The following is a 16074-nucleotide window of genomic DNA, read 5'->3' as shown; positions in this document are numbered from 1 at the left end:
CCCGACGTGACCCGCCCCGGAGGCCCGGCCGACGTCGTCGACGCACGCCGCGCCTCCAGGGTGGTCACCTCCACTGCTGTACGCACGACGGGCCTGCCAGGGCGGCCCGTCGCGAACCGTCGCCAGGGGGCGGCGTGGAAGGGGACCCATGATCGCGGTCAACGGACCGGCGGTCGTCGCGGACGACGTGTCGATCGAGTACCGGGGCGGACGCGGGGGCGAGTCCATCCGGGCCGTCGACGGCGTGAGCCTGTCGGTGCGGCAGGGGGAGATCCTCGCCCTGCTCGGCGAGTCGGGGTCGGGCAAGTCGACCTTCGCCGCCGCCATCGCCGGTCAGCTCGGATCCCACGGCGAGGGCGAGGGTGCGCTGCGCCGACACATCGTCGGCGGCGAGCTGACCGTGCTCGGGCAGAAGACCCGGGGCCTGCGTCCCTCGTCGCGCAAGCTCGAACGGCTGAGCGGCCGGATCGGCTACCTGCCGCAGGACGGCGCAGACCGGCTCAGCCCGGACCTGACCGTCGGCGAGGCCGTCGCCGAACCGATCTACGCACGCGACCGCCGGTTCGACCGGCGTGAAGCAGGGCTCATCGTGGCCCGGCTGCTCGACGCCGTGCACCTGCCGCTCGGGACGATGCGCCTGAACACGTGGGAGCTCTCGAGCGGTCAGCGCCAGCGGGTGGCGCTGGCGAAGGCGCTCGTGCTCGAACCCCAGCTGCTGGTCGCCGACGAGCCCGCGCGCGGCGTCGACGTCCTGGTGCGGCAGTCGGTGCTCGAGGCCCTGGCGACCCTGCAGCGCGGACGACAGTTCTCCGCCGTCGTCGTGTCGAGCGACCTGCGCGAGGCCCGTGCGCTGGCCGACCGCGTCGCCGTGATGGCCGATGCCCGGCTCGTCGGCCTCGGCACCTTCGACGAGGTCCTCGACAACCCCGTCGACCCCTACGTGAAGACCCTCGCGTCGACCTCGGCGCGTGGTGTGAAGCGCCGTCCGACGCCGACGACGGCCCGCCGCTCGTCCGCGCCGCGCCGTCCGCTCGCCGCCGGCACCGGCCCGCGCACCGACCGTCAGGAGAACGCATGAGCACCCCGACCCAGGGCCCGCGCGGCCACCGTGCCGTCGTCCCCACCTCGGGTGCGCCGCTGCCGGTCGAGGCCCCGCAGGCCGGTCCCGTCGCCGTGCTGCCCGAGCCGACCGACCTGCACGTGGACGCCGTCACCGCGGCCGGTGGGACCGTCGCGCCGCTCGACGCCGACACCCGCGGGATCGTCTGGCTCGACCCCCACGACCCGTCCGGCCTGGCCGACGCCCTGTCGTCCGTGCCCGGCGTCGGTTGGGTCCAGCTGCCGTTCGCCGGCGTCGACGCCTTCGCGCACCTGATCCAGGAGCACGGCGACCGCGTGCTGTTCACCTCGGCGAAGGGCGCCTACGCGGAGCCCGTCGCCGAGCACGCACTGGCACTGACCCTCGGCACGCTGCGGGTCCTGCAGCAGCGTGCCCGTGCGTCGTCGTGGGCGACCGAGCCCGAGGGCGTCTCGCTGTACGGGCGGAACGTCGTCGTCATCGGTGCCGGCGGGATCGCGCTCGAGTACCTCCGGCTGCTCGCGCCGTTCGACGTCGAGGCCACCGTGGTGCGTCGCTCGCCCGACCCCGTCCCGGGAGCCGCTCGGACCGTCACCACCGACGAACTCGACCAGGTCCTGCCCGACGCCGACGTCGTGATGATCGCGGCGGCGATGACCTCGGGCACCGCGAAGCTCTTCGGCGAGCGGCAGTTCCGGCTCATGAAGCCGTCCGCTCGGCTCGTGAACATCGCGCGCGGCGGACTCGTCGACACCGATGCCCTGGTCGCCGCGTTGCGTACCGGGGAGATCGCTGCGGCGGGACTCGACGTCACCGACCCGGAGCCGCTGCCCGACGGCCACCCGCTCTGGTCCGAGCCCGGCGCGGTCATCACCCCGCACCAGGCCGACACCCCGGAGATGGTCGCGCCCCTGCTCGCCGAGCGCGTCCGGCTCAACACCACCGCCTTCCTCGGGGGTGCCGGCGAGGGCTTCGTCGGCGTCGTCGACCCGGTCGCCGGGTACTGACTCCGGGCGCCCACCGCGCGGCGCGCCCGGGCGGCGTGTCCGATGCGGTGGCGGGCCTCAGGGTCCTGCTATGCTGTTACCCGTTGTTCGCACGTCATTCGCCAGCGGACAGTGATCCTCGATAGCTCAATTGGCAGAGCAGCCGGCTGTTAACCGGCAGGTTGTTGGTTCGAGTCCAACTCGGGGAGCGACAGGTCCTCACCCCTCGGGGTGAGGACCTTTTGTGTTCCCGACGGTCCGAATGCCCTCGTCGGGCCCAGCGGGGCGCGCTGCTAGCCTGGGCGGGCGCACCCAGAACCACGGAAGGCCACTGTTCGATGTCGTTGACCCACGAGTCCGCCACCGGACGTGTGACCGGTGACCGGTCCACGGGTCTGCTGGACCGGGCCAACCGCGTGCTGTCCTCACGCACCGCGTTCGTGGTCGTGCTCGTGGCGTTCCTGCTCGTCGGCTTCCTGTTCGCCGTCACGATCCACGTCCCTGCTTCGGCGGCCCCGGACGAGCGTCGGCACATCGGCAACATCATGCTCTACGCGGCTCGCCCGTGGAACGCCGGCCCGTTCCTGCAGGACGTCGACGCGTCGAAGCTGTGGCTCGGCGAGGTCACGCGGTTCCCGGCGTACCTCTACTACTACTTGATGTCGTTCCCGGCGAAGGGGACGCAGGCGCTCGGGCTCCACCTGGAACAGACCGTGATGGTGCTGCGGAGCATCGACGTCCTGGCTGCCGGGGCCGGTCTGTACGCCCTCCGTGCGATGTTCCGGAACGCCGGGGTCCCGACGGCGATCGGCCTGCTCGCCACCGTGGTGACCGCTTCCACCGGCCGCTACGCCTGGCAGGCCGCCACCATCAGTTACGACGCGCCGTCGATGGCCGCCTTCTTCCTCTTCGCCGCCGTCGCGGTCAAGGTCGCCCGTGGCGGTGGACTGCGGACGCTCGCGTGGCTGGTCGTCACCGCGATGCTGGCGCTCATGTTCAAGTACTCCCAGGCGCCGCTCGTGCTGGCCGGAGCCTTCTTCGCCGTGCTGTTCCGGTACCGCGTCGACGGTTTCTCGTGGCTCCGGCACCCCGTGCGTCGAGCCGTCTCGGGCTTCCGCGAACGGCCGTGGCGGTCCGTCGTCCTGGTGGTGATCGGCGGCGCGTTGCTCGCCCTGGTGCTCGAGCGCTTCGGTGTGAACCTGCTCGTCTACCGGGCACTCAACCCCGACTGCGCCGAGATCCACAGCCGCGACGCGTGCATGAACTTCGGCATCTTCCGTCGGAACTACAACGCGGTCCGGACCCACGACCTCGAGGTCGCCGCCGGCACGCTCGAACCGTTCCGGCCGGTCTCCTTCCTCTGGATGTGGATCACCACCTACTTCCGGTCGCTCTTCTTCTTCTGGGGTCCGTCGCTGCCCTGGCGCCCGAACACCGCCGTCGTGCTGTTCGGCGCCGTCGCCAGCGTCGGTGCCGTGGCGATCGCGATGACCCAGATGCGCCGGGTGCTCCGGAACGCGGCCATGTGGTGGCTGGCAGCCGTCCCCGTCGCCTACACGGTGGCGGTGCTGTGCTTCAACGCCGCGACCGCGGTGAACCTCCGGCAGGACTTCGCGTTCTCGGGCCGCTACCTGTTGCCGGTGCTGCCGATGATCGCGGCCGTGGTGCTGCTCGGTCTCGCCTCGTGGATCCGACGGCTGCACGGACGCGCAGCCACCGTGGCGTGGGTCGTCGTGATCGTGGTGGGTGTCGTGCTCTTCGTCTTCTACAACCCGATCAGCGCCTTCTTCCCGTACGCCAACTCGGCGGCCTGGTACTCGAGCTGGGCCCGCGACGTCCTGCCCCAGTGGCTCACGGGGGTGCGCTCGTGAACCGCGCCGCACGGTTCCGCGGCGTCGTCGTGGCTGCCCTGACCATCCTGTTCTTCGTCGTCATCGGCGTCGCGGCCTTCGCGCGAACCGGGGGGACCAGCGCCGGGGAACGCCAGATCGGTTCGTGCACGGTCCGCACGGCGCCCGAGCCGGGTGCCGTGACGACCTGCCCGGAACAGGACCTCGCCGGTGTGCGCTTCGCCACCGTCGACCTGCGTCTGGCCGACCTGCACGGCGCGGACCTGCGCGGTTCGGACCTGCGTGACAGCGTGCTCTACGGCGCCGACCTGCAGGGGGCGAACCTGCGCGGAGCGGACCTGCGTGGTGTCGACCTGTACAGCGCGGACCTGCGGGGGGCGGACCTGCGTGACGCCGACCTGGGCAGCGCGGACCTGACGGTCGCCGACATCAGCGGGGCGCAGATCGACGGCATCGACCTGAGCAAGGCGAAGCTGGCCGGTCTGACCGTCACGGGGACGCCACTGGAACTCGCCGACCGGACGCTGCAGAGCCCCGACGGCAAGCCGGTGACCGTGCCCATCCGGCTCGACCTGCCGCGCGGGGTGTCGTCGACGAGCTGCGTCCGACAGGACGTGCAGGCTCCGGTCGGCACCACCCAGGTGCGCTGCCGGATGAGCACCGATGCCGACCGCGGTGGTCGGCTCGACCAGCGCGCGACGATCACGGTCACCGGCCCGACACCCTGACCGACGTCGCTCGTGCGGCTGGTACCCGGCGGATGCTGTTAGCGTTCACAGGTGCCCCGTTCTCGTTCCCCTCGATCCGCCCTGCTGGGCGTCGTCGTGGCGGTGACGGCGGTGCTCACCGGCTGCAGCAGCGTCGGTCCGGACACCGATGCGTCCGAGGACCCGACGAGCTCGGACACCGGACTGGGTTCAGGCGCGTCACCGGTCGTCTTCGCGTTCGTCTGCGGCGGGGACGGCGCTGACCGCGCGAGCTACACGACCTACGCAGCGGTGTGGGAAGCCTCGCGTGCCGACTGCTCGGCGAAGCGGCTGACCGGCTCGGTGCCGTCGAGCCAGCAGCAGTCCGCGGTGACGGCGGCGCGCGGTGACGCGACCCTGGTCGAGCTCGCGAGCGCCTGCGCGGTGCGCGACTCGGCGCCGTGGACGTCGGCGGTCGCCGACGAGCGCGGTGCCCACGTGGCCGAGGGGCTCCTGCGGTACTGCCCGGGCCACCCGGAGACCGACCGCCTGCGGGACGCGCTGGCGGCGTACCGGGGCTGACCCGGGCCTCCAGACCGACCGCCTGACCCACGACCGACCGACGGCCGCGGGACGGGCGTCAGCCCTCGGGGTGGTCGCGACCGGGCAGCCAGGACTGGCCGGGGCCGCCCCAGCTGCTCTTGCGGATCGCCTTGGCGACCTGCTTGCCGTAGGGGTGCACGAGACGGTCGGCGTAGAGCCAGCCGTCCAGGTGGTCGTACTCGTGCTGGAAGATGCGGGCCAGCCAGCCGTGCGCCTCGACCTCGAACGGGGTGCCGTGCTCGTCGGAGGCGCGCAGCAGGGCGCCCTCGGAGCGGCGGAGCGGGAAGCGCTCGCCCGGGATCGACAGGCAGCCCTCGGACTCCTCGTCCTCGTCGAGCTCCTCGACGGACTCGGGGACCGGGGGCGTGGTCCACAGGACGGGGTTCACGGCGGCGCCCCGGTGCAGCACGTCGTCGTCGTCGGTGTAGGAGTACACGAACAGGCGCTTGCCGACGCCCACCTGCGGTCCGGCCAGGCCGACGCCCGGTGCCAGGTCCATGGTCTCGAGCATGTCGGCGACGAGGGAACGGAGGTCGTCATCGAACGCGGTGACCTCGGCTGCACGCTCGTGCAGGACGGGTTCGCCGGTGATGCGGATCGGGAGAACGGCCATTCACCCAGGTTATCCGGCGGGGGACGGTAGCCTCGACGCGTGACGACGGACCTCCAGCTGCCCGACGCCGTGAGCAACCTCACGCCGTTCCAGGCGCTGATGATCCCGGTGGCCCTGGTCGGTGCGGTGTTCCTGTCGCTGGGGGCGCAGTTCCAGAGCCGTGGGGTGCAGCGGGTCGAAGCGCGTCTCGGTCGGCAGTCGAAGGGGCTGAGCGTCCGCCACGTGGTGGGGCTCGTCTCGAGCGGCTACTGGGTGCTCGGCACGCTCATGCTCGGCATCGCGGTGGTGCTGCAGCTCATCAGCATCACGTTCGCGCCGCTGATCGTCGTGCAGCCGCTGGGTGCCGTGGCGCTGGTGATCACGACGTGGTTCTCGTCGCGTGCGTCGGGGATCCCGCTCGGCCGTCGTGCTCGTCGTGCCGTGTGGACGTGCATCATCGGTGTCGGCATCTTCGTCGGGATCGCGGCGTTCGTCGGGCACGAGAGCGCGATCACCCGCCAGCAGCTCGTCACCGTGCTGGTGATCCTGGCGGTCGTGCTGGTGCTGGTGCTCGTGTCGTTCCGCCTGGTCGCCAAGCGCCGGAACGCCCTGTACTACATCGTCGGCGCCGGCGTGCTCTACGGCTTCGTGGCGACGCTGGCCAAGGTGGTGCTGAACCGGTTCGTGAACCACACCTTCGACTGGTTGACCGTGCTCGCCATCGTCGGCGTGGTCGTCGCGGCGTCGCTCGGCGGGTACTTCGTGCAGAACGCGTACTCCAGCGGCTCGGCCGACCTGGTGATCGCGGGGCTGACCGTCATCGACCCGATCGTCGCGGTCGGCATCGGCGTGATCGTGCTCGGCGAGGCAACGGGGGCGCCGTGGTTCGCGGTGGCGGGGTTCGTGGTCGCCGCGGGCATCGCCATCACCGGGGTGTTCCTGCTCGCCAAGCACCACCCCCAGACCCGGACCTGACGGCCGCGGCGCGCTCGGCGCTCGGCGCCCGGTGGTCGCGGCGCTCATCCGCGCGGCTGACGCGACCGTCGATCCTGGTGCGATAGCGTCACAGCCGACCAGCCATCGCCCACGAGAGGACGAACTCAGCCGTGTCAGGAGACGCCACCACCGCCACCGCCGGACCGACGGGTGCGACGGGCGGTCACCGACCGCTGCGCGTGCTGATCGCAGCGGACACCTTCGCCCCCGACGTCAACGGCGCCGCGACCTTCGCCGAGCAGCTCGCCGTCGGACTGGCCGAGCGCGGGCACGAGGTGCACATCGTGGCCCCGGCGTCGAGCCGCCACTACGGCACCTTCGACGAGGAGCACCACGGCGTCACCCTCGTCGTGCACCGCCTGAAGTCGTACAAGTGGCCGCTGCACCCGTGGCTGCGCTTCGTGTGGCCGTGGAGCGTCCGGAAGTGGACCGCCCCGATCCTCGACGCGGTCAAGCCCGACGTGCTGCACATCCAGTCGCACGTGGTCATCGGTCGTGGCATCGTGCACGAGGCGAACGACCGCGGCATCCGGGTCATCGCGACGAACCACTTCATGCCGGAGAACCTGCTCGAGTACACGCCGTTCGGCAAGTGGACACTGCCCCTCGCGCTGAAGATCGCGTGGAGCGACGCCGCCAAGACCTACCGGCTGGCCGACACGATCACGACGCCGACCAACCTGGCCGCCGACTACCTGCGGAAGGCCATCGCCGGCCAGCAGGTCCTGGCGATCTCGTGCGGCATCGACGCGTCCCGCTACGTCGCGCGCGAGGGGCGCCCGGTGAACAACGACATCGTCTTCGTGGGCCGGGTCGCCCCGGAGAAGAACCTCGACGTCCTGGTCCGTGCCGTGGCGCTGCTGCCGGCCGAGCTGGCCACGACCCTGACCATCGTCGGCGACGGCGAGATGATCCCGAAGCTCACCGCACTGGCGAAGGAGCTCGGGCTCGAGGACCGCGTGCGGTTCCTGGGCTTCGTCTCGGACGAGCGCAAGCAGGAGGCCCTGACCAACGCGACGGTGTTCGCGATGCCGTCGACGGCCGAGCTGCAGAGCATCTCCTCGCTCGAGGGGATGGCGTCCGGGCTCCCCGTGGTCGCAGCCGACTCGATGGCGCTCCCGCACCTGATCGACGGCAACGGGTACCTGTTCACCCCGGGCGACGTGGACGACCTGGCAGCGAAGCTCACGACGGTGCTCACCGCCCCGGAGTCCGACTACGTCGCGATGCGGGAACGCAGTCTGGCCATGATCGAGGCACACGACATCAACCGCACGCTGTCGACGTTCGAGTCGCTGTATCGTGGTGAGCCGGTGGCTTGAGGGCCTCCGGCGAGGGGCGGTAGCCAAGCTGGTCAAGGCAGTCGGCTCATAACCGAACGATCCGCGGGTTCGAGTCCCGCCCGCCCTACGTGCACATGCCAAGGAAGCGCGACACGTCGCAGGACGACCACGCACCGACACCGAACGTCACCTTCGAGGTGACCCGTGGCGGTACCGGCGTGCGCGTGAACGCGTTCCGGCTGGGGTTCATGGGCGCCATCGGGGTCCTCGTCGCCCTGCTCGCCGGGTCGATCATCAACGAGCTGAGCACGGTCCTGGTCTACATCGGGGTCGCGCTGTTCCTGGCGCTCGGCATCGACCCGCTCGTGTCGTTCCTCGAGCGGATCATCCCGCGGTGGGCGGCCATCACGATCGTCGTGGTCGGGGTGCTCGGGGCCTTCGCCGGCATCGTGTTCGCGGTGGTGCCGATCCTGGTAGACCAGGCGTCGAACCTGATCCAGAACTTCCCCGAGATCGTGCAGGACATCTCGCAGCAGCAGTGGGTGCAGGACCTGTCGAAGCAGTTCGCCGGGTCGTTCGACATCGACCACGCGCTGCAGTCGCTGCAGTCCTTCGTCGAGAAGCCGGGCAACCTGCTCAGTGTCGGCGGCGGGATCCTGGCGGTCGGCAGCGGGATCCTGTCCGGGGTCACCGGGGCGCTCATCGTCATCATCCTGATGCTCTACTTCCTCGCGTCGATGCGGGGCATGAAGCGTGCGGCGTACCGGTTCGTCCCGGCGTCGCGTCGTCAGAACTTCATCGACGTGAGCGAGCAGATCACGCAGGCGGTCGGTCGCTACGTCGTCGGGCAGGTGTCCCAGGCGCTCATCAACGGCATCCTCAGCTTCTTCTTCCTGCTCATCATCGGGGCGCCGCTGCCGGTGCTGCTCGCGTCGTTCGCGTTCCTCGGTTCGCTCATCCCGCTCGTCGGCACGTTGGCCGCCGCGATCGTGATCTCGTTGCTCTGCTTCTTCGCGTCACCGGCGACCGCCCTCGCCGCGGCGATCTACTACCTGGTGTACATGCAGGTCGAGGCCTACCTGATCTCGCCGCGCATCATGTCGCGAGCGGTCCAGGTACCCGGTGCGCTCGTGGTCATCGCCGCCGTCGCGGGCGGCACCATCGGCGGTGTGCTCGGCGCACTCGTGGCCCTGCCCGTCGCGGCGTCGGTCATCATCATCGTGCAGAAGGTCATCTACCCCCGCCAGGAACAGTCGTGACGCGCGGCGACGGCGCGACCGCCGACGCCGCGGTCGCCGCCTTCGCCGAGCACGTCGACGAACGTGACCGCTGGGCGCGCAGTGCTCGCGGACCGCTCGCCCTGGTGAACGCGCAACACGTCGACCACCCGCAGCCGGTCTGGCCGGTCCCCGGCACCTGGGCTCCGGCGCCCGGCGGACTCACCGTCACGGCCGAGGCGTCCGACGGCGTCATCGTGGACGGCGTGCCGGTCGACGGGACGGTCCTGGTCGCGGGGGACACCGCCGTCGTCCCGTCCACCGTCGCGTTGCCGGACGGCTTCGCCGGCACCGTCACCGGCGACACCCTGCGTGTCTGGGACCCGTCGTCCGAGGCGATCGCCCGCTTCGCGCACATCGCCCGCTTCGCGCGGTCCGGCGACCGGGTGACGTCCGGCACGTACGTCCCGCTGGTGGACGACGGTCAGGAGGCCCGTGGCAGCGTCCGCGACGCCGCCGGCGACGCCCTGCCGGTTGCCGGACACGTCGAGACCGTCGTTGATGGCGCCACGGTGCGGTTCGTCGCTGTCCGGTCGGCCGCGTTCCGCGGAGTCGCGAGACTGCAGCTCATCGTGCAGGACGCCACGAGTGCCCTGGCCGAGGACGACCCGAGCAGCAGCTACTCGATGGGTCGGTTCCTGTACCTCGACGACCCCGGCGCCGAGTCCACGGTCGAGCTCGACTGGAACCTGCTGGTCCTGCCGCCGTGCGCGTTCTCGTACCAGTACGCCTGCCTGATCCCTCCGGAGGAGAACCGTGTCCCCGTGCCGATCACGGCGGGGGAGCGGCACCCGGTCGACGCGAGCGGTGCCGTCCTGCACTGAACCCGGTCGGGTCCTTGCCGTTCCCAGGCGTGGCGCTGCATAATGGGCGTGTCCCGTCGGGACATCACAATCGCATACCGATGGTTCCGTGGCCCCTCGGGTCAGGATCCTCCGCACCAGGTCGATGGGGAAGTCGCACCTGACGTATCGGAGGAACCGTGAACGGAACGACGACAGGAGTGCTCTACGTGCACTCCTCACCCCGCGCGCTCTGCCCGCACGTCGAATGGGCAGCAGGTCGCGCGATGAACCGCGCCGTGAACTTCTCGTGGCTCGACCAGCCCGCGCAGGACGGTGCGCGTCGGACCGAGTTCACGTGGACCGGTGCGGTCGGTGCCGGTGCCGCGATCGCCTCTGCCCTGCGCGGGTGGGAGCACCTGCGGTACGAGGTCACCGAGGAGCCGACGAGCGCCTCGGACGGTGGTCGCTGGATGCACACGCCCGACCTCGGGGTGTTCTACGCGCAGACCGACGTCACGGGCAACATGGTCATCCCCGAGGACCGGGTGCGCTACGCGATGGAGGTCGCGGGCAGCAACGCCCTCGAACTGCACCGTGAGTTGCGACTGGCCCTCGGGCAGGCCTGGGACGACGAGCTCGAGCCCTTCCGCCACGCCGCCGAGGGCAACCCGGTCGTCTGGCTGCACCGCGTCGGCTGACCCGGACTCGCCACACGCCGGCGTGTCGGGTGCGCCGGACGCCGGCGTGTCGCCCGGACACCGCCACAGACTCGAGACGCCGCCGAATACGGCGGCGTCTCGTCGTTCCCAGGGCGCGGCAGCGACACGACGGCGTGTGGACGGGGGGCTGACCCGGGCACCGGAACGACGGAAGCCCGCCCCGATGACGCGGGACGGGCCTCCTGGCAGGTGCTGCCGTGACTAGACGCTGCGGAACGCGACCACGGCGTTGTGTCCGCCGAAGCCGAACGAGTTGCTGACGGCGAGCAGGTCGCCTTCGGGCAGCGCACGCGGTTCGCGGGCGACGTCCATGACGATCTCCGGGTCCTGGTCGTGCAGGTTGATCGTCGGCGGCGCGACGCGGTTGTGCAGCGCGAGGACGGTGAAGACCGCCTCGATCGCACCGGCACCACCGAGCAGGTGGCCCGTGGACGCCTTGGTGGCCGACACCACGACGTTGTCCAGGTGGTCGCCGAAGACCCGACGCATCGCGTGGTACTCGGCGACGTCCCCGACGGGGGTCGAGGTGGCGTGCGCGTTGACGTGCACGACGTCCTCGATGCTCGCGTCGGCGTGCTCGAGGGCCTGCAGGACCGCACGGGCGGCGGCGCTGCCCTCGGGGTCCGGCGCGGTGATGTGGAAGGCGTCCGAGGTGATGCCGGAGCCGGCGACCTCGGCGTAGATGGTCGCGCCGCGGGCCTCGGCGTGCTCCTTCGACTCGAGGATGAGCGCCGCGGCGCCGTCACCGAGGACGAAGCCGTCACGCGTGACGTCGTAGGGGCGCGACGCGGTCTCGGGGGAGTCGTTGCGGCGCGACAGGGCCTGCATGGCGGCGAACGCGGCCAGCGGGAGCGGGTGCAGCGCGGCCTCGGCGCCACCGGTGATGACGATGTCGGCGTCGCCGTCGGCGATGTGCCGGTAGGCCTCGGCCAGCGACTCGGTCGACGAGGCACACGCCGACAGGTAGGTGCGGGCGCCGCCACGGGCGCCGAACTCCATCTCGATGGCGGCGGCGGGACCGTTCGCCATGAGCATCGGGACCGTCATCGGCAGGACGCGACGCGGGCCCTTCTCGCGCAGGGTGTCCCAGGCGTCGAGCAGCGTGTTCACGCCACCGATGCCCGTTGCCCAGTCGACGATCAAGCGCTCGGGGACGACCGACTCGTCGTCGATGCCGGCGTCGGCCCATGCTTCGCGCGCTGCGACGAGCGACAGCTGCGACGAGGGGTCGAGGCGCTTCGACTCGGGGCGGGTGAGCTGGTCGGTGAGGAAGGTGCGCGCCTGGCCGGCGAACTCCACGGGGAGTTCGAGGTCGGCGTAGCGGGGGTCCTCGATGCGGGTGATGCCGGACTTGCCGGCGAGCAGCGCGTCCCAGGTGTCCGGGGCGGTCGCGGCGAGGGGTGAGATCGCACCGATCCCGGTGACGACGACGGTCTTCTTGGTCATGGGACGACGTGTTCTTTCGTTGGGGTGAACAAGATGAACGCCGCGGCCCGCAGGGGTCCGCGGGCCGCGGCGCTCAGGAAGCTCGTGTCAGGCCTGGGCCTTGACGATGTAGTCGACCGCGTTGCCGACGGTCTTGAGGTTCTTGACCTCTTCGTCCGGGATCTTCACGTCGAACTTCTCCTCGGCGTTGACCACGATGGTCATCATCGAGATGGAGTCGATGTCGAGGTCGTCCGTGAAGGACTTGTCGGCGGCGACGGTGTCGGTGGCGATACCGGTCTCGTCGTTGATCAGCTCGGCCAGGCCGGCGAGGACTTCTTCGTTGGACAGGGCCATGAGTGTTCTCCTTGAAGGGGGGTGTCGTTTGACCGTTGACCAGCCTAGGGCACGCGGGGTCCGGGTGCGCGGAGGCTCGTCGGGATGGGGACCGGTCGCGCGGGTGCGCGACCGGGGTGGGATCAGGGGAGGACGACCACCTGGGCGCCGAACACGAGTCCAGCGCCGAAGCCGATCTGCAGGGCGAGACCGCCCGACAGGTCCGGGTGCTCCTCGAGCAGGCGGTGCGTGGCGAGCGGGATGCTCGCGGCGGAGGTGTTGCCGGTGGTGGTGATGTCGCGGGCGATCGTCACCGTCTCGGGCAGGCCGAGCTGCTTGGCGAACTCGTCGATGATGCGGATGTTCGCCTGGTGCGGCACGAAGGCTGCGAGGTCCTCGGGGCGGACCCCGGCGGTCTCGAGCGCCTGTCGGGCGACCTTGACCATCTCCCAGACGGCCCAGCGGAACACCGTCTGGCCGGCCTGGCGCATGGTCGGGCGGGGTGCACCGGCCTCCCACTCGTTGTAGGTCGCGGTCATGCCGATGGCGTCCCACTTCGAGCCGTCCGAGCCCCAGATGGTGGGGGCGATGCCCGGGAAGTCGCTCGGGCCGATCACGGCGGCGCCGGCACCGTCCCCGAGCAGGAACGAGATCGAGCGGTCGGTCGGGTCGACGACGTCGCTGAGCTTCTCGGCCCCGACGACCAGCACGTGGTCGGCGAGCCCGGACTTGATGAACGAGTCGGCCTGGGCGATGCCGTAGGCGTACCCGGCGCAGGCGGCGCTGATGTCGTACGCGGCGGCCGGGGTGGCACCGATGCGTTCGGCGAGCAGCGACGCCATCGACGGGGTGGCGACGGTGTGCGTGACGGTGCTCACGAGCACGACGCCGATCTGGGACGGCTCGATGCCGGCCTTCTCGATCGCCTCGCGTGCGGCGGTCTCGGCGAGGTCGACGGCTTCGACGTCCTCGCCGGCACGCTTGCGGGTGATGATGCCGGTGCGCTGGCGGATCCACTCGTCGGACGAGTCGATCGGGCCGACGAGGTCGTCGTTCGGCACGACGTTCTCGCCGCGGGCGGCGCCGAACGCCAGGATCCGGGTGAACTCGTGGCCGCGGCGCTGCTGGAGCAGCGGGCGCGCGGACCCGGTCGGGAGGCCCGTGGGGGCGTCCGTCGGGGTGGTCGGGTCGGTCATGCGGTTGCGTCTGCTTCCTGGCCCGCGCGCTGCAGCAGGTCGATCGCTGCAGGCAGGTCGTCGGGGGTCTTGATGGCGACGGTCGGCGTGCCGCGGAGGCCGCGCTTCGCCAGGCCGACGAGGGCACCGGCGGGTGCGAGCTCGATGATGCCGGTCACGCCGGCGGCGGAGAAGGACTCCATGACCGCGTCCCAGTGCACCGGGTTCGCGATCTGCTGGACCATCAGGTCGACGAAGCGTCGGCCGTCGTCCACCCGGGAGCCGTCGGCGTTGGTCCAGATCGGCAGGGTCGGGTCCTGCACGGCCGCGGCGGCCGCCACCGGTGCGACCCGCTCGACGGCGGGCGCCATGTAGCGGGTGTGGAACGCGCCGGCGACGGCGAGGGGGATGACCCGGGCCTTGGCGGGCGGGGCTGCGGCGAGGGCGGCGATGGCGTCCGCGGCGCCGGCGACGACGGTCTGGCCGCCACCGTTGTGGTTCGCGGGCACCAGGCCGTGCTCGGCGAGGGCGGCGGCGACCGCATCGGCGTCGCCACCGAGGACGGCGGCCATCGAGGTCGGTTCGAGCGCGGCGGCGTCGGCCATGGCCCGGCCCCGCTCGGCGACCAGTGCGACGGCGTCGGTCGGCTCGAGGATCCCGGCGACCGCGGCGGCGGTGAACTCGCCCACCGAGTGTCCGGCGACCCCGCCCACCAGGGCACGACGGCCCTCGGCGAGCAGTGCGTCGGCGGTCACCAGGCCAGCGGCCACGATGAGGGGCTGTGCGAGCGCGGTGTCCTTGATGGTGTCCGCGTCGGAGTTCGTGCCGTGCTCGGCGAGGTCGACGCCGATCGACTCCGACCATTGCCCGACGCGTTCACGAACGGTGGCGTCCTCGAGCCAGGGGGCGAGGAAGCCGGGGGTCTGGGAGCCCTGTCCGGGCGCGACGACGACGATCACCGGACAATCCTCGCGTTCTCGACCCGCAGGGCACGTGTGGACTTCCCACACGAATCCCGGTGGGACATTGTCGGTTCTCTACGCCCCGGCGCGTCAGCGTCGGGGTGTGATGCGGCGACGGCCGGTCGCGGACTCCGACATCGCGCCGAGGATGAGCGCCGACTGCACGATCAGGGCGTCCCGGGCGTTCGTGGCGTCCCAGCCGATGATGTCGGCGACGCGGCGCAGGCGGTAGCGCACGGTGTTCGGGTGCACGAAGAGCTCCCTGGCGGTGGCCTCGAGCGAGCGGCCGGTGTCCAGGTAGCACCACAGCGTCTGCAGGAGCTCGGTCGACTGGTCCTTGAGCGGGACGTAGATGCGCTGGACCAGGGCCGAGCGGGCCAGCGGGTCACCGGCCAGGGCGCGCTCGGGGAGCAGGTCGTCGGCGAGGGCCGGACGGGGGACACCGCGCCAGGCACGCGCGACGGCGAACCCGGCCAAGGCGGCCTTCGCGCTGGTCGAGGCGTCGACGACCCCGGGGACCTCGTTGCCGAGGACCAGGTGGCCGTCGCCGAACAGCGGTTCGAGGGCCTGCGCGATGGTCGTGAAGGAGACGGGCTCCTCGCCCTCGGGCACGTCGTCACGCGGGGTGGCGCGACCGATGACCACGACGAGCCGCGATCCCTGGACCCCGACGAGCACGTCGGCGTCCATGTGCCGTGCGGTGCGACGGACCTGGTCGACCTCGAGCTGCTTCGGCGCGGTGCCGACGAGCACCGCGACCTCGCCGTGCCCGTGCCACCCGAGGGCGGCGATGCGGGACGGCAGTTCGTCGTCGTACTCGCCCGAGAGGATCGAGTCGACAACGAGGGCTTCGAGCCGGGCGTCCCACAGGCCCCGGGCCTCGGCCGCGCGGGCGTAGACGTCGGCGGCCGCGAACGCGATGTCACGGGAGTACTTGAGGATCGCCTCCTGCAGCATCTCGTCGTCGGCGGCGCGTTCCTCGACCACGGTGACGACGACGCGGATGAGCTGCAGGGTCTGCTGCAGGCTCACCGAGCGCAGGAGCTCCCGTGGGGCGGACCCGAAGACGTCGGCCGCGGCGATCCACGGCGTCGACGCAGTGCCCTCGAGCCAGCTGATGAACGACGTGATGCCGGCCTGGGCGACGAGGCCCACGGCGGAGCGGCGCCCCGGTGGCATCTCGCTGTACCAGGGGAGGGTTTCCTCGAGCCGCTTGATGGTCGCGGTGGAGAGTTCTCCGGACACCTGACGGAGCCAGGAGAGCGCACGCTCACGCGCGCTCTCCTGGCTCTCGTGGTCCGGGCGGACCGTCGTCACGGGG

At 71.4% G+C, this 16074-nt stretch carries 16 protein-coding genes and 2 tRNA genes; 12 read left to right on the top strand and 6 right to left on the bottom strand.

The annotated features are described in order from the left end of the window. Positions 1-148 precede the first annotated feature (148 nt). From BOSE127_RS05240 to BOSE127_RS05220, 6 genes are all read left to right on the top strand, one after another. Positions 149-1078, top strand: a complete 930-nt coding sequence (locus tag BOSE127_RS05240) for an ATP-binding cassette domain-containing protein (RefSeq protein WP_159556456.1) — start codon at positions 149-151, stop codon at positions 1076-1078. Then, positions 1075-2085, top strand: a complete 1011-nt coding sequence (locus BOSE127_RS05235; RefSeq protein WP_236559505.1) for a D-isomer specific 2-hydroxyacid dehydrogenase family protein — start codon at positions 1075-1077, stop codon at positions 2083-2085. Before BOSE127_RS05240 ends, BOSE127_RS05235 begins: the two co-directional genes overlap by 4 nt. A 115-nt stretch (positions 2086-2200) precedes the next feature. Continuing rightward, positions 2201-2273, top strand: a tRNA-Asn gene (locus BOSE127_RS05230). A gap of 129 nt (positions 2274-2402) precedes the next feature. Then, entirely contained in the window at positions 2403-3935 is a 1533-nt protein-coding gene (locus BOSE127_RS17310; protein ID WP_159556454.1) for a hypothetical protein, read from the top strand. Beyond that, positions 3932-4642, top strand: coding sequence for a pentapeptide repeat-containing protein (locus BOSE127_RS17420; RefSeq protein ID WP_262117457.1), 711 nt, complete (start codon positions 3932-3934; stop codon positions 4640-4642). Before BOSE127_RS17310 ends, BOSE127_RS17420 begins: the two co-directional genes overlap by 4 nt. Before the next feature lie 51 nt (positions 4643-4693). After that, entirely contained in the window at positions 4694-5182 is a 489-nt protein-coding gene (locus BOSE127_RS05220; protein WP_159556452.1) for a hypothetical protein, read from the top strand. A gap of 58 nt (positions 5183-5240) precedes the next feature. On the opposite strand, the gene def is transcribed toward BOSE127_RS05220, so the two are convergent. After that, the gene (def, locus tag BOSE127_RS05215) at positions 5241-5816 is read right to left on the bottom strand and encodes a peptide deformylase (protein WP_017886703.1); all 576 of its coding nucleotides are present in this window, start codon (positions 5814-5816) and stop codon (positions 5241-5243) included. A gap of 39 nt (positions 5817-5855) precedes the next feature. On the opposite strand from def, the gene BOSE127_RS05210 reads away from it, so the two are divergent. The 6 genes from BOSE127_RS05210 (at position 5856) to BOSE127_RS05185 (ending at position 10834) form a co-directional block, all read left to right on the top strand. Continuing rightward, positions 5856-6770 carry a hypothetical protein gene (locus tag BOSE127_RS05210; protein ID WP_017886704.1) on the top strand — a complete coding sequence of 305 codons (915 nt, stop codon included), beginning with the start codon at positions 5856-5858 and terminating at the stop codon, positions 6768-6770. 131 nt (positions 6771-6901) lie between these two features. Beyond that, positions 6902-8113 (top strand): glycosyltransferase, encoded by a 1212-nt coding sequence (locus tag BOSE127_RS05205; RefSeq protein WP_042539008.1) that lies wholly within the window; start codon positions 6902-6904, stop codon positions 8111-8113. Positions 8114-8126: 13 nt separating this feature from the next. Further along, positions 8127-8201 (top strand) — tRNA-Ile (locus BOSE127_RS05200). A gap of 7 nt (positions 8202-8208) precedes the next feature. Next, entirely contained in the window at positions 8209-9333 is a 1125-nt protein-coding gene (locus BOSE127_RS05195) for an AI-2E family transporter (protein WP_017886706.1), read from the top strand. Further along, on the top strand, positions 9330-10175 hold the full coding sequence (locus BOSE127_RS05190) for a DUF1684 domain-containing protein (RefSeq protein ID WP_159556450.1): 846 nt from the start codon (positions 9330-9332) through the stop codon (positions 10173-10175). The genes BOSE127_RS05195 and BOSE127_RS05190 overlap by 4 nt, the downstream gene beginning before the upstream one ends. 158 nt (positions 10176-10333) lie before the next feature. Next, on the top strand, positions 10334-10834 hold the full coding sequence (locus tag BOSE127_RS05185) for a DUF3145 domain-containing protein (RefSeq protein ID WP_031259468.1): 501 nt from the start codon (positions 10334-10336) through the stop codon (positions 10832-10834). A 222-nt stretch (positions 10835-11056) separates the two neighbouring features. Here BOSE127_RS05185 and BOSE127_RS05180 read toward each other — a convergent pair whose 3' ends face one another. The 5 genes from BOSE127_RS05180 to BOSE127_RS05160 all read right to left on the bottom strand — a co-directional run bounded on the left by BOSE127_RS05180 (position 11057) and on the right by BOSE127_RS05160 (position 16070). Then, positions 11057-12301, bottom strand: coding sequence for a beta-ketoacyl-[acyl-carrier-protein] synthase family protein (locus tag BOSE127_RS05180; RefSeq protein WP_017886709.1), 1245 nt, complete (start codon positions 12299-12301; stop codon positions 11057-11059). An 87-nt stretch (positions 12302-12388) separates the two neighbouring features. After that, positions 12389-12637, bottom strand: coding sequence for an acyl carrier protein (locus BOSE127_RS05175; protein ID WP_017886710.1), 249 nt, complete (start codon positions 12635-12637; stop codon positions 12389-12391). 122 nt (positions 12638-12759) lie between these two features. Next, the gene (locus tag BOSE127_RS05170) at positions 12760-13812 is read right to left on the bottom strand and encodes a beta-ketoacyl-ACP synthase III (RefSeq protein ID WP_017886711.1); all 1053 of its coding nucleotides are present in this window, start codon (positions 13810-13812) and stop codon (positions 12760-12762) included. Continuing rightward, positions 13809-14750, bottom strand: coding sequence for an ACP S-malonyltransferase (locus BOSE127_RS05165; RefSeq protein WP_159556448.1), 942 nt, complete (start codon positions 14748-14750; stop codon positions 13809-13811). The genes BOSE127_RS05170 and BOSE127_RS05165 overlap by 4 nt, the downstream gene beginning before the upstream one ends. Positions 14751-14843: 93 nt before the next feature. Next, positions 14844-16070 carry a PucR family transcriptional regulator gene (locus tag BOSE127_RS05160; RefSeq protein WP_056068318.1) on the bottom strand — a complete coding sequence of 409 codons (1227 nt, stop codon included), beginning with the start codon at positions 16068-16070 and terminating at the stop codon, positions 14844-14846. Between the last annotated feature and the right edge of the window lie 4 nt (positions 16071-16074).

The sequence above is a fragment of the Curtobacterium sp. 8I-2 genome, from assembly GCF_902506155.1.
Lineage (GTDB): Bacteria > Actinomycetota > Actinomycetes > Actinomycetales > Microbacteriaceae > Curtobacterium > Curtobacterium poinsettiae.
Note: the sequence above shows the minus strand (reverse complement) of the source record. Positions and strands in the feature narration are given on the sequence as shown.

Bases quoted from the DNA above. Each gene is read 5' to 3' on its own strand.
- BOSE127_RS05240 (WP_159556456.1), top strand. From the start codon at position 149: ATGATCGCGGTCAACGGACCGGCGGTCGTCGCGGACGACGTGTCGATC.
- BOSE127_RS05235 (WP_236559505.1), top strand. From the start codon at position 1,075: ATGAGCACCCCGACCCAGGGCCCGCGCGGCCACCGTGCCGTCGTCCCC.
- BOSE127_RS17310 (WP_159556454.1), top strand. From the start codon at position 2,403: ATGTCGTTGACCCACGAGTCCGCCACCGGACGTGTGACCGGTGACCGG.
- def (WP_017886703.1), bottom strand. From the start codon at position 5,816: ATGGCCGTTCTCCCGATCCGCATCACCGGCGAACCCGTCCTGCACGAG.
- BOSE127_RS05195 (WP_017886706.1), top strand. From the start codon at position 8,209: ATGCCAAGGAAGCGCGACACGTCGCAGGACGACCACGCACCGACACCG.
- BOSE127_RS05180 (WP_017886709.1), bottom strand. From the start codon at position 12,301: ATGACCAAGAAGACCGTCGTCGTCACCGGGATCGGTGCGATCTCACCC.
- BOSE127_RS05175 (WP_017886710.1), bottom strand. From the start codon at position 12,637: ATGGCCCTGTCCAACGAAGAAGTCCTCGCCGGCCTGGCCGAGCTGATC.
- BOSE127_RS05170 (WP_017886711.1), bottom strand. From the start codon at position 13,812: ATGACCGACCCGACCACCCCGACGGACGCCCCCACGGGCCTCCCGACC.